This window comes from Paenibacillus qinlingensis (genome assembly GCF_031455095.1).
In the GTDB taxonomy this organism is placed as follows: Bacteria; Bacillota; Bacilli; order Paenibacillales; family NBRC-103111; genus Paenibacillus_E; species Paenibacillus_E qinlingensis_A.
The window spans coordinates 530,925-545,367 of record NZ_JAVDSB010000002.1 but is presented as its reverse complement, the minus strand read 5'-3'; the positions used below and the strand labels follow the sequence as shown (position 1 = coordinate 545,367).

General features: G+C 44.6%; 8 protein-coding genes. All 8 read left to right on the top strand.

Going from position 1 to position 14,443, the window contains the following annotated elements; genetic code table 11:
* Positions 1–99 precede the first annotated feature (99 nt).
* Positions 100–420 carry an acetyl-CoA acetyltransferase gene (locus J2736_RS10185; protein WP_310226072.1) on the top strand — a complete coding sequence of 107 codons (321 nt, stop codon included), beginning with the start codon at positions 100–102 and terminating at the stop codon, positions 418–420.
* A gap of 345 nt (positions 421–765) precedes the next feature.
* The gene (locus J2736_RS10180) at positions 766–1,620 is read left to right on the top strand and encodes an ABC transporter permease (RefSeq protein WP_310226372.1); all 855 of its coding nucleotides are present in this window, start codon (positions 766–768) and stop codon (positions 1,618–1,620) included.
* Between the two features lie 24 nt (positions 1,621–1,644).
* Positions 1,645–2,511, top strand: a complete 867-nt coding sequence (locus J2736_RS10175) for a carbohydrate ABC transporter permease (protein ID WP_310226070.1) — start codon at positions 1,645–1,647, stop codon at positions 2,509–2,511.
* Between the two features lie 53 nt (positions 2,512–2,564).
* The gene (locus J2736_RS10170) at positions 2,565–4,133 is read left to right on the top strand and encodes an extracellular solute-binding protein (RefSeq protein WP_310226068.1); all 1,569 of its coding nucleotides are present in this window, start codon (positions 2,565–2,567) and stop codon (positions 4,131–4,133) included.
* A gap of 77 nt (positions 4,134–4,210) precedes the next feature.
* Positions 4,211–6,028 (top strand): sensor histidine kinase, encoded by a 1,818-nt coding sequence (locus tag J2736_RS10165; RefSeq protein WP_310226066.1) that lies wholly within the window; start codon positions 4,211–4,213, stop codon positions 6,026–6,028.
* Between the two features lie 12 nt (positions 6,029–6,040).
* On the top strand, positions 6,041–7,639 hold the full coding sequence (locus J2736_RS10160; RefSeq protein ID WP_310226064.1) for a response regulator: 1,599 nt from the start codon (positions 6,041–6,043) through the stop codon (positions 7,637–7,639).
* Positions 7,640–7,783: 144 nt separating this feature from the next.
* The gene (locus J2736_RS10155) at positions 7,784–11,254 is read left to right on the top strand and encodes a polysaccharide lyase family 8 super-sandwich domain-containing protein (RefSeq protein ID WP_310226062.1); all 3,471 of its coding nucleotides are present in this window, start codon (positions 7,784–7,786) and stop codon (positions 11,252–11,254) included.
* A gap of 48 nt (positions 11,255–11,302) precedes the next feature.
* Positions 11,303–14,182 carry a polysaccharide lyase 8 family protein gene (locus J2736_RS10150; RefSeq protein ID WP_310226059.1) on the top strand — a complete coding sequence of 960 codons (2,880 nt, stop codon included), beginning with the start codon at positions 11,303–11,305 and terminating at the stop codon, positions 14,180–14,182.
* The last annotated feature ends 261 nt before the right edge of the window (positions 14,183–14,443 follow it).

Here is a 14,443-nt window from a genome sequence, read left to right as displayed (position 1 = left end):
ACTTTCTTGACTGAACCATGTAGGCGACGCTTCATGCACACATCTGACTAGGCTACTGCATAGGATAATCCAACAACATGAACATGAGGAGGAATTGCCATGTCTCCTAACTTGCCTCAATCACAGCAACCCTTGTATCAAGCCGATCCAGCTTTCTCGCAATCCGTCAAATCTGTGCACGAAAAGCTTTATAATGTCTGCCATCATCATAATTCCCGGCCTGTTCGTATCCAGATGATGAATGGGCAAGTACATGAAGGGGTTATTGTAAATATAGATGAGGGTCATCTCTATTTGCAGGTTGGGCAGTCCGACAACCGCGCCTTCTTTAATCCATGGGGGCCGAGTCCATGGGCTTATCAGCAAAATGTGATTTTACCGCTGGTATTGTATAACTTGCTAGTAATTTCCCTACTGTAAGCTCCGATTTAGTCTAACCTTACGAGAAATCGTAAGGTTTTTTTCATTTGGTCAAGTGGTAATAAATGAACTATAAGAAGTCATAGTGCCTATATACGCATTGGAAAGGCTATACCTTATAGTAATAAGGAGATCAGCAATTGAGTCAAGGCGTTTCCGGAGCCATAGCCGCAATAAACAAGGCGCATACTTGATGCTCTAATTAAACAGTAAGGAGGCAAGGACATGCAATCGAATACGTTAACCTCAGAAGCGAGCAGAAAAACCTTACAGAAAGCAGAGAAGTCTCAATTACGCCGTAGTTACTTGGCAAATTTTCGATCTTATTGGGATCTGTATCTACTTATGATTCCTGGCATTATTTATTTTATTGTGTTTAAGTATGTGCCAATGGCTGGCATCGTGATTGCTTTCCAAGATTTCAGTATTTTTGCTGGGTTTACTGGCAGCGAGTGGGTCGGGCTGGAGCACTTCCGTAACATGTTTTCAGATCCACAGTTCTACTCGATTTTTCGAAATACGTTATTGATTAGCTTGTATAAAATTGTTTGGGGGTTCCCAGGACCGATTGTTTTAGCCCTGCTGCTAAATGAGATTAAACACATGTTTTTTAAAAGAACTGTACAGACCTTAGCTTATTTGCCTCATTTTCTGTCTTGGGTCATTTTGGGTGGTATCCTGATTACGCTCTTATCACCGACTAGCGGAACAATCAACAAGCTGCTTGTATTTATGGGGCTGGAGCCCATTTTTTTCCTTGCTAATCCTGCGTGGTTCCGTACTGTATTGGTCGCAAGCGATATTTGGAAAGATGTGGGCTGGGGGGCGATCATTTATTTGGCAGCGTTAGCCTCAATCGATCCACAGTTGTATGAGGCTGCTGTTGTGGATGGAGCCAACAAATGGAAGCAACTCTGGCATATTACTTTGCCTTCGCTGACGAGCACGATTATTATTTTGTTCTTGCTGCGATTGGGTCATGTCTTAGATGTTGGATTCGAACAAATCTTTATTCTTTACAATTCCCTTGTTTATCAAGTGGCTGATGTATTTGAGACTTATGTGTATCGCACGGGTATTGCACAAGCCGAATTCAGCTATACCACGGCTATTGGACTATTTAAATCGGTAGTCAGTCTCATATTTGTACTCGTTGCCAATAAGTTGGTTAAGAAGTTCGGTCAAGACGGCTTGTACTAATCGTGGAAGGGAGGTGTTACTAGGATGTTAGGCTCCAGAGGGGAAAAATGGTTTTCAACTGCGAACTATTCGCTATTAGCTTTGTTCTCATTGCTTGCTTTAGCGCCTTTCGTTCATATTGTCGCCCAATCATTCAGCAGTCAACAAGCCGTTATTTCAGGAATCGTTGGCTTCTGGCCGATAGGCTGGAATATCGATGCGTATAAAAATGTATTTAAAGACACGGCTTTTATTCAAGCTTTTCGTATTAGCGTCGCTCGCACACTGATTGGCACCATACTTAGTGTCGCATTGACAAGCTTGCTCGCCTATCCTTTATCGAGGCCTTACATTTTAGGACGGCAGTGGATTCAATTCATGATTGTCTTTACCATGCTGTTCTCTGGAGGACTCATTCCTACTTATTTGGTTGTAAAAGGAGTAGGCCTCATCAATTCTTTTTGGGCTTTGATTATTCCCGGTGCGATTAGCGCTTTTAATGTCATTATTATGCGCAGCTTCTTTCAAAGCGTGCCGATGGAGTTGGAAGAATCCGCAAGAATGGATGGATGCAGCAACACGGGGATCTTTTTTAGAATCGTGATTCCACTCTCTATGCCAGTCATTGCGACCATTGCGCTTTTCCACGGTGTGGCTCATTGGAATGCTTTCTTCGATGCCGTGCTTTATCTAAATGGACGTGATTTGCATCCCTTACAGATGTATTTGAGAGACCTGATTCTTTCTAATGAAACGAATCTGGAGACGCGAGCGATGGAGAAGAATGCTGCGGCAATCGAGTCATTGAAAGCAGCTGCCTTAATTGTGAGTACGTTACCCATTGTACTGGTATATCCTTTCTTGCAGCGTTATTTTGTTAAAGGCATCCTTATCGGTTCAGTAAAAGGATAATTCCTATAGATGAAAAGGCTTACACGTTTTATACTATTAGAGGAGGCTACAATATGAACAACAAATTATTGAAAAGTGTATCATTAACAGTTGCATCGCTTTTGCTAGTTGGATTGGCATCTGGCTGTGCGCAAGGGGATAAGACAACTACAACAACGACTAGCAGCACGCCTGACGTGAAGAAGCCGCCTGTGGATCTCAATTTTGTTATCAATAACAATGGTCGTAAGTATTTAGAAGGAACCGATGCGAATAACAACGATTATATCAAATATATCCGTGAGAAAAGCGGGTTTAACCTGAAGCTTAACGAGCTGGCTGCAGATGGCTATCAAGATAAGTTGAACGTGCTACTAGCATCTGGGGAGCAATACGACCTCATTCATTCACGTGATGTCAGTTGGGTTTCCAACTTAGCGAAACAAAAGGCGATACTGCCATTGAATGATTTAATCGATAAGTTTGCCCCGGATATTAAGAAAAGCATACCTGCGGATATATGGGATCGCGTAACGTTCGATGGGAAAATCTACGCACTGCCAACGGTTTCTACGAAGCTTGGCGACGAAATTATGTATGTGCGCAAGGACTGGCTGGATAAGCTTGGCTTAAAACCACCAAAAACGTTAGATGAATACACGAAAGTCATGAAAGCATTTACCGAGCAGGATCCAGACGGAAACGGTAAAGCGGATACAATCGGCATGTTGATAGGCGAGAAGCTAGTTCGTTCTGGTACGTATTTCGGAGCTTTTGGCGTACCGATTGCGACCAACGAGGCGATTAAAGTTAACAACTGGGTTGAACGCAATGGCCAATTGGTAAATGCGCTGGTGCTTCCAGAAACAAAGCAAGCCCTAAAATATATGGCAGATCTTTATCAACAAAAGATACTTGATCAAGAATGGGCTTTGAATAAGCCAAAAAATATTGGAGAAAAAATTGTGTCAGGCAAGGTCGGCATTTTCTCGGCTACTTGGTTTGATACGAAAGAACCTACGATCATTCTTGGCAGTAAAAAGAACGATCCAAAGGCTGAATGGATTTCCCTGCCTTATCCAGTTGGTCCTGAAGGAAAATCCGGCGTTGGCTCCAAGAACCCAGTTGCGGCCTACATGGTAATCCCGGCTAAGAGCACAAATGCGGAAAGTACGCTTAAGCTGTTGAATTTTATCATGAAGAAAGAAAACTGGGAAGCGATTAAACTAGGTTTGCCGGAGCATAACATTTGGAACCGCAAAGATGGTAAATTGACAATCGATATCGCAGCCCATGAGAAGCATATTTACCGAAATGTACTTGTTGATTTGGGTAGTACATGGGATGCGGAGTTGGAAGGGGAACGTCTGGACGCAACGGGGCTTGAATTTAAGATGAACGAGAATATCAATAACATTAATAAGAATGTCATTCCCAATATGTACACAGGTTCGCCAACGCCTGCTCTCGCCAAATATGGTGTCAAATTGAACCAAATGACGGAGGAGACATTAACGAAAATTATTATGGGAGCACTGCCATTAGATGACTTTGATAAGTTTACAGCGCAATTTTTGAAAGATGGCGGCGAAGAGCTTACCAAAGAAGTGAACGAGTGGTACAAAACGAATAAGAAGAAATAAAGCTCAGGAAGAGCGCGCAGCCAGAACATGCGCCCTCTTCCCTGTTTTCTTTTTTACAGGAAGAGGAGTGCTTGGGGATGACATGGATGTACAGGAGATTTAAACAGTCGGTGCAAGTTCGGTTAACGGTTTACTTTTTAATTATTTTGCTGCCCTTAGTGACAGTCAGCCTACTCTCCAATGTGCAATCGAAGCGAAATATGGAAGCGCAGTTTGCTGAGCGAACGATCAACGGGATGGAATCATCCTTGGAATACATCGATCTCATCATGCAAGGATTTTATGATATGTCCACAACGCTGGCTACAGATCCGTACTTAATTCGAACGTTTGAGGAAGGGGCTGCAGTACCTACAGCTACAGATATTCTGCAGTTTCAGAAGGCTTCTTCGCAAATTTCCAGCATGACATCAGTGAATAAAGCGATTAATCAGGCGGCTGTGCTACATCAACCGTCTGGATTTCTTATCAGTAATGGGGCTTATCGAAAGATCAATAACAGAGGGGAGATACCATTACTACGTAAAGCGGTAGAGTCAAATGGCAATATTGTTATCGTCCGACCTGGCGAGGAAAAGAAAGATATTCAGACCATTTTTGGAAACGATGTAGATCAAAATAACATCCACCTGCTGCGACTAATGAATTTCAGCGATCCGCAAAGCAAACAAAATATTGTGCTCATGACCGTAAGCAGCGATTATTTAAAAAAGCTCATTGAACATTTGCTGCCCAAAGGCAATGCTCAGGTACATCTTTATGATAGTCAGAAGAGGTATATTGTAGGAACAGGTTCCAGCAGCCCTCTGAACGCCTCCGATTTTGATGAGGAAAATTCTCATATTTGGACAAAGCGGCAGCAGATGAACGGAGAACGGCAGCTTTTTGTCAAAACGACATCAGCCGTCTCTCGCTGGTCTTTAGTGATGATTCAGCCGGAAGCGGAAATTTTCGCCTGGACCCGGCAGGTACAGCGGAATACACTGCTAACTATTTTTATTAGCGCCATTGTAGCTGTATGGATTTCTTGGTTCGTCTATAGCGGTATTTCTTCACCTCTGACTAAACTCATTCTGGGAATGAAGCAGTTTCGTCAAGGACAGCTCGATACAGCTATTCAACACAAGCGCAAGGATGAATTTGGTTTTTTGATGGACTCGTTTAATTTGCTGACAGCCGAACAGCGACATTTAATTCAAGGCATTTATGAGCAACAACTTCGTGCGAGTCAGGCGGAGCTGCGTCTCATGCAAGCTCAGATTAATCCACATTTTTTATATAATACATTGGATTCTATCTATTCGTCAGCGGTTATAAGCGGGGTAGATGATATAGGAGAAATGGTTTACAATCTCTCTAAATTTATGCGAATTAGTCTGGGAAAAGGGAAAAAGGATAGATTCACCATTGAAGAAACTTTCGAACATATGCTCTATTATGTGAAGGTTCAGCAAATCCGATTTCAGGATAATCTTCGGGTGCATGTTGTTATGAATCCTGAGTGTTCACAACTAAAGCTGGTCAAACTGCTGTTGCAGCCTCTCGTAGAGAATGCGATTATTCATGGAGTCGAGTGCAAATCAGGGAATTCGGATATTCATGTGAAGTGTGATTTGACGCCAGAGGGGGACGTTCTGCTGGAAGTGAGCGATAACGGAGTGGGCATTACGCCAGAGAGGCTGCAGTATATCCAAGAACAGTTACAACAGGTAACCGTCCAAAATATGCCGCTGATCATTAATGAAGAGCTCAGTTTCGCTGATCTCTTTGGTTTGCGTAATGTAAAGGCTCGCTTAAAGCTAACTTACGGGGAGGAGGCGGACATGTGGATAGAAAGCATTTGGAGCGAAGGAACGAAGGTTTTCATTCGAATACCGAAACGATTAATGGTTTAGGGGGCATGGAACATGAATCTACTCTTGGTTGAAGATGAAGTAGGCATACGTACGCGAATTGCAGAATTTATCCCATGGGATCAGCATGGCATCACAATTGTTGGTATGGCACAAAATGGAATTGAAGCCCTTCATATCGTGAAAATCAAGAAGGTTGATATTATGCTGGTCGACATTCAGATGCCGGAAATGGACGGATTGACGCTTGCAGCGGAAATAAATAAGTGCCATCCTCAGGTGTGTATGATTATCTTGAGCGGTTACGAGCAATTCGAATATGCGCAAAAAGCAGTTCAGCTTGGCGTCATGAAATATCTCCTAAAGCCGGCACGCAACGAGGAAATTCTGGAGGCCGTGCTGCAAGCCAAGCAAAAAATACAAAGTGAGCAACAGGAGCGTTTTAACAGTATTTCGTTGAGGGAAAAGTGGAGCTACCACCTCTCGGCACTTCAGAGTGTCTTTTGGAACAACTGGGTAACAGGACAATATGCGGAGTGGGAGATTCTTCACAAGGGCGGAGAACTACAGCTCCAGTTGCCTGAAGACAGACTCTATCAGGTTGGTATTCTGGCCATTGATCCGTTAAGTGATGAAGATTCCCGCTTTAGCAGAAGTGATGAGTCGCTGCTTCAGTTCTCCATACAAAGTATAACGAAAGAGGTACTGGAGAACGATGCCTGTTATGTATTTCAAGATTCAACGGGGAACACAACGGTTATTTTTAGTCAGACGGAATTGGAAAATGAGGAAGTATTCTGCCATCGAGTGAACTACTCCTTAACCAGACTACTGTCGATTGTGAAGGAATGTCTAAAGGTTACGGCAAGCGCTGGGATTGGTCAAACGGCGCGCCGATTAACGGATGTTGCACGGTCGTATTCACAGGCTAACGCAGCCTTACAAGAAAGAGTGATCTATGGTCACTATGTAGCGATTCACTCTAGAGACGAAAAAGAATCTGCAGATGTTAGAGAGCTTCCAGCAGCTGCAATTAAGAAGCTGACAGTAGCTCTGGATATGTGCAGCAAAGAGCTTGTGCTCGAAGCTGTAGAGGAACTGCTAGAGGAAATGATCCAACCAGAGCAGTCGATCGAGGAAATCCAACTCCAAGTCCTGCTTCTAAGCAGTATGTTGGTGCAGTGGATGCATGGAAAGGGTCTTCTCTCCAAGGAAGTGTTGGGTGCTGATCTTCATTATTATTTGAACAATCAAGAATTGAAATCTCGTCGTCAAATTAAAGAATGGCTGGTTCGTTCCTTGTATGCCGTATTGGCTTACCTTGACAATCAACGCACGAAAGGAGTCAATAAGCTCACTTCAGCTGTGGTAGCGATAATTGAGGCGAATTTACATGAAAATTTGAGCTTACATACGATTGCCGAAAAGCTGTTCGTCAACTCCTCGTATCTCAGCAGGCTGTTTAAAATGCAAACAGGGCAACCTTTTAGCCAATATGTCATTACGAAGAAAATGGAAAAAGCCAAGGAATTGCTGCTGCAGGGGGATAAAGTTCAAGATGTGGCGAGTCAGGTCGGTTACATCAATGTCAGCTATTTCTCACGGACATTTGCTAAGATCTGGGGAGTTCTGCCTAGTGAATTGAGAGGATGAGGGTCATTAGCATATCTAAAAAGTCATCCTAGGATTATAAGAAGTAATCGTACGTGTCTATGTTAATTAAAAGGGGGCTCTTATACTTAGAATAGCGCTGGTTGGGAAGCGCTTACACATTATATTCATGGAGAGAGGTGTGAAATGAGGAAACGATTTATTTTAGGGTTGGCAATTGTAGGCATGTTGATTGGCGGGAGTACCATATATGCAGACGAATATGATACGCTCCGCGATAAATGGAAGAATGTGTGGACGGGCGGAACAGGAATTGTAACGACGGACCCCGACATTGCTGCGAAAATTGATTTGATTGAATTGGGCGTGACGAATGGTTGCGGAGCACCGCCATGCGCGGCAGGAACCGGTTATTGGGATACGATGGATCGGTCTGTCGGCAGAACGAAGTTATGGTCGGACTTGAGCAGTGCCTCCATATCAGCCAACTTAACAACAGCATATGATCGGCTAAAAGAAATGGCGTTAGCCTATACGGTTACGGGTTCAAGTTTGAATGGGAATGTGCAGCTTCGCGATGATATTATTAATGGACTCGATTGGATGTATGCCAATCGTTACAACCGCGATGCATACAATGCGGTGGGGGAGGACAATTGGTGGGATTGGGAGATTGGCGCACCGCTTCGTTTAAATGATACCGTGGTGATTATGTATGCAGACTTGACCCCCACACAAATTACTAACTACATGAACGCTGTCAACCAATTTGCTCCAACCACCAAAGGAACAGGTGCTAATCTTGTATGGTCCGCAACCGTTGTTAGTGTTAGAGGTGTCATTGTTAAGAATGGCACGAAGATCGGGCTGGGAAGAGATGGCATCAGCTCAGAGTTGGACTATGTTACCTCAAGCGACGGTTTTTATGCAGACGGCTCTTTCATCCAGCATGCCAAACACCCGTGTTCAGGTGGCTATGGAAAGAACATGTTTAAAGATGTCGCCAACATGATGTATTTGCTTGCGGGATCCAATTGGGAAATAACAGACCCAGATAAAGTGAACATTTACAAATGGGCCTATGATGCTTTCGAGCCCTTGATTTACAAGGGAGCCATGATGGATATGGTGCGAGGACGTAATATTTCTAGAGATTATTCCGAGGATCACACGTCCGGTCATGATGCGATGATCCCATTTATTCGTCTTTCGTTATTCGCTCCGCCTAACGATGCGTTGGCGTTTAAAAAGATGGTGAAATACTGGATTCAATCTGATACGTATCGTAGCTTTTATTTGGATGCGCCACTTGAAATTGTGTCGCTAGCGAAAGGGATCATGAATGATTCCAGCATTCCATCACGAGGCGAACTAACGAAATACAAGCAGTATCCTTCCATGGATCGTGCAGTTCAGTTAAGGCCTGGATTCGGTTTTGGCATCAGTATGCACTCTAACCGTATTTATAACTACGAATCGATTAATAATGAAAATACCAAAGCCTGGCATACAGGTGATGGCATGACCTATTTGTATAATAACGATTTAAACCAATTCAGCGACGGCTATTGGCCAACCGTGAACCCTTACCGTCTGCCTGGAACAACGGTGAATGCGAATACGACCGCTGCTAGCAGTAAGTCGAGTACAAAGACTTGGGTAGGCGGTGCCGAGCATCAAGGCATTTATGGGGCTACGGGCATGGAGCTTAAACCAGATGGCAAGACGCTTACGGCAAAGAAATCATGGTTTATGTTGGATGATGAGATAGTCGCACTCGGTGCCGGAATCACCTCATCGGATAATGCGGTCGTCGAAACGATTGTGGAAAATCGCAAGCTGAACAGTTCCGGCAGCAATGCACTATCCGTGAATGGCACTGCGAAAAGCACGGCTCTAACATGGTCGGAAACGATGACTGGCGTCAATACGATTCATTTGGCTGGCAGCGTGTCAGGTGCGGATATTGGCTATTATTTCCCAACAGCATCTACGATCATGGGGAAAAGAGAGGCGCGTACCGGCACTTGGAAAAGTATTAATGACCGTCCGAGCACACCGACAACTTCGATCACCAATAATTATGTGAACTTTTGGTTCGACCACGGTAATAATCCATCGAACAAAACGTATTCGTACGTGATTATGCCAGGGAAGTCTACCAGTCAACTGTCCACGTACGCAAGCAATCCGGACGTGACGATTTTAGAAAATTCAGGAGACGTGCAAGCCGTTAAAGAAGAAGGTCTTCATTTGGTGGCTGCGAATTTCTGGAACGATGCGTCTAAGACCGTGAATGTAGACGGTACCGGTTATTTGACAAGCAATAAAAAAGCGTCCGTCTTGGTAAGTGAAACGAACGATCAATTGGCGCTATCCGTATCCGATACGACGATGAGCAATACGGGAACGATACAACTCGAGGTGCACAAACCATTAGGGAGTACAATCTCGTTAGATCCAGCGATTAGCGTCATTCAAAGCTCGCCAACCTTGATTCTGAGTGTAAATGTAAACGGGTCAAAAGGAAAAACGTTTCATGCGGTCATTAGTAAATCAGGTACTGGCGGAGGAACAGGCAGCGAATGGAATGTGATCGATGACAATCTGAGCAATTATGCAAATGGCTGGAGTGTTACAGGCACGACAGGTTCGGTCACACAAAATTCGGGAACGGTCACCGTAATAGACACAGGAACAGCCGCAACCGGCAGCTACTATTATTTGACCAAGAACAGTTTTGTACCGCCAACAGGGGCATTCACTTTCGAAACCCGATTAAAATCGAATGCTGCGAATACGGTGAATGAAATTGCGGTTCGAAGCACTCTTTATCAAATTCCAATTTTCATTACACATGGTACTGCTGGTGTCGTGAAGGATCGCGAAGTATCTCCGACCAAAACGTATACCCTGGACACCACGATCTATCATTCGTATCGGGTCGTGGTTCACGCCAATTATACGTATGATCTGTATGTAGATGATGCTCTTGTATGGTCAGGGGCGGTCAGCGATACGGCAGGCACGGCGAATCTTAAGTTAGGCGGCAATAATACGAACACAGCCAATCTTACAGTAGATAACTTTAAAATGGGGAATGGTGAGATCACGCCAGCTTCTCAGTGGGATGTGGTCAACGAGTCGATGAACAATACGACAGGTTGGACGATCAGCGGAACGACAGGCTCAGTTACCCAAAATACGGGTACGGTTACCGTCGTCGATACGGGGACTGGCACTACGGGAAGCTACTACTACTTGTCGAAATCGGGCTTCACCCCGCCAACGGGAGCATTTACTCTGGAATTTATTGCGCAAATAAATGCTGCCAATACAATGAACGATGTGATCGTGCGCAGCGCCAATTACTTAATTCCTGTTTACATCACGTACGGTACCTCTGGCACGGTTCAGAATGATCGCACGAGTCCGTTCAAGACGTATACACTGGATACGACGATCTTGCACACGTACCGTGCGGTTGTCCATTCCAATTCTACATACGATCTGTATGTAGACGGCGTATTAGCTTGGAGCGGCGCTGTAAGTGTAGGAACTGGGTCCAACGCACTGATGATCGGCGGAAGCAACACGCCGACAGCTAATATCGTGGTAGATGAAGTTCGCGTAGGAAATGGAGAATTAACCTACTAAGTACCCAACAAAGAACGGTAAGCTCATTTTAAAGGAGGAACTGCCTACATGATGAAAAGTAGCAGTAGAGTGTTTTTGTTCTTGGCAATGCTCCTAATTGGGATGTGTATGTCCGCTTATAAGCCCATACATGCTGCGGTGCCAGCCGATTATACAACGATGAGGACCAAGTATTATAACTTTTTGACCGGAGGCAGCTCGTACGCCACAACCGATCCCTACATTATAAGTAAGGTCGGGTTGATTAATGATAATGCGGAGACGTTGTGGAATTCAATGAACAAGTCTGCGAATAGGACGTTTCTATGGAGCGATCTTGCTCCGAGCGCTTCTTCGTCGGAATTTATCCAAATTACCTACAGTCGACTAAAAGCTATGACACTGGCTTTAAAAACAAGAGGGGCAGATTTGGAAAACAACACAACGCTTCAAAACGATATCATTCTTGCGCTTGATTGGTTGAATGCGAATTGGTACAACAAAAACACAGTGGATTTTGACAATTGGTTTACCTGGGAGTTGGGAGCACCTATGAATTTAAATGATATTACCCTGCTCCTCTATGATGACTTGACCAGCACGCAGAGAACCAATTACATGGATGCAGTCGAACACTTTACACCTAGTATCACGTGGGCCGACGGTACCAACCGAGCTTGGCAGGCACAGGTGTTGATGGTACGGGGGATGATTGTTGGCAGTGATGCGAAAATTACGGCAGCTAAGAACGGCATCAGTGCCTTGCTTACTTATCAGACCAGTATGAATGTCGATGGCTTCTTTGAGGACGGTTCGTACGTTGGGCATAGCTACTTCTCTTATGCAGGGGGATATGGGGCGTGGTATTACGCGACTGTTCTGTCTTTGGTATATTGGCTGGATAATTCTCCCTGGGAAGTAACGGATGCCAATAAAGCCAATCTGGTCAAATGGGCATCCGAAGCCTTCCAGCCTTTAATTTACAAAGGAGCGATCTTCGATTTCTCCAGAGGACGGGATGTGGCACGCTACACAGACAGTGACCATGCTTCCGGCCATGGAGCAATAGCAAGTATACTGCTTGCAACGGATATTGCCTCACCAAGTGAAGCAATTAACTTGAAACGGCAAGTAAAGGATTGGATTCAAAGTGACACCTACCGGAACTACTTCAATAGCGTTTCAATTTTCCATCTGTTAAAAGCTCAGGTGCTGATGAATGACACCAGTATTACCCCTAGCGGTGGACAGTCGGTGTCTAAGTTGTTTCCCATCATGGATAAAGCCGTTTATCAACGTCCAGGCTATGCTTTTGGTATTAGCATGTTCTCCACTCGTACAAAAAATTATGAAAGTATCAACGGAGAGAACACGAAGGGATGGCACCAATCCGATGGCATGACCCATTTGTACGTGGATGGGGAGCTTGATACTTTTAGCGGAAATTATTGGGCTACTGTGAATCCCTATCGGTTGCCAGGAACCACAGTTTTAACGGGTACATCGAATAGCAGCGCGAAGGGGACGGCCAATTGGGCGGGGGGCAGCAGCCTGAACAATGTGTACGGCGCTGTAGGTATGGAACTGAAGACGCCAGGAAAGACGCTGACTAGCAAAAAATCATGGTTTATGCTAGATAATGAGATCGTCGCATTGGGTGCAGACATTATAAGTACGGATAATGTAAATATTGAGACCGTGATTGAAAACCGTAAACTAAACGCCGCTGGCAATAACGTCTTCACTGTAAATGGAACGGCTAAATCCACCGCGCTTAATTGGTCGGAGACGATGTCCAATGTAAATTGGATGCATTTGGCGGGCAATACATCGGGAGCGTCGATTGGTTACTATTTTCCAACTCCGACTACGTTACAGGGACTGCGCGCAGCCCGTACGGGGACATGGGCGGCAATTAATCAATCGGTTCCTTATAACATTAGCACCTCGTTTACAGATTCTTACCTAACGCTGTGGAATAGTCATGGTACTAATCCGGTCGGAAGCCAGTATGCCTATGTGCTGTTACCGAATGCCACTTCAGCTCAGGTTGCCAATTACGCAGGGAATCCTGAAATCTCCGTGTTGGCTAATAGCGGAAGTGTGCAAGCTGTCAAGGACAATACTCTGAATCTGACTGCCGCCAATTTCTGGACGGATACGACGGTTACCAGTGGTGGCATAACTAGTAATAAGAAAGCATCTGTTATGATCAAACAGAATGGGCAAGAGTTGGAATTGGCCGTATCCGATCCCACGCAGGCCAACACGGGCAATATCCAGCTTGAGTTGAACCAAGCCGCGGCTGTGCTGCTGTCATCGGACCCTCAGGTGACGGTTACGCAACTTAGCCCTACGGTCAAGCTAAACATCAACGTTGCAGGAGCAAAGGGGAAGACATTCAAGGCGAAATTGTCGATCCAAAGTGCTTTGTTCTCCGACAATTTTGAGGATGGAAATGCAGACGGATGGAGTACAACAGGCGGAACTTGGTCGGTCGTCACGGATGGGTCCAAGATGTACAGCCAAACTAACACAACGTTAAGCAGCGGTATATTTGCTACAGCTGGTAGTGCGTCATGGACTGACTATTCAGTCGAAGCTAAAATCAAACCGATGTCATTTCCAATTTCCACCGCTGTAGTAGGACTCGTAGCGAGATACACGGATGTTAATAACCGCTATAATTTCACCTATTCCAATGGCGTTCTAGATATTAGCAAGCGAGTTAATGGGGTAGCCACCGCTCTGGCGTCTAAGGCATATTCGCTGATCCCAGGCACTACTTATACGTTTAAGGCCCAGTTGAATGGTAGTACATTGGAGTTATATGTGAACGGGGTAAAAGAACTCACAGCTTCTGACGCAACCTTTACCTCCGGTAAAATTGGCTTGACATCATATAAATCTTCCGTTCAGTTTGATGATATAGTCGTTTTGAATCAGTAGTGAAATTAATCTGTATGAGAAGCCAGCAACCTTTGCTGGCTTCTTAATTTACGTTCACTCTTTTTTATTTTTCATGAAAACGCCTGTTAAAACGGCCATCGAAGGTTGTAAATAAATGATAATGGAGATGGAATTGCTTGCAACTATATAATAAACACGAATTAGGAAGCAGGTGAAAGCAGGGAAGAGGTCAGTCATCAGGGTGTAGAAACAATATCAACGGGGGATGTTTCCGGAGACAGCCTCCGTTTATATAAAAAG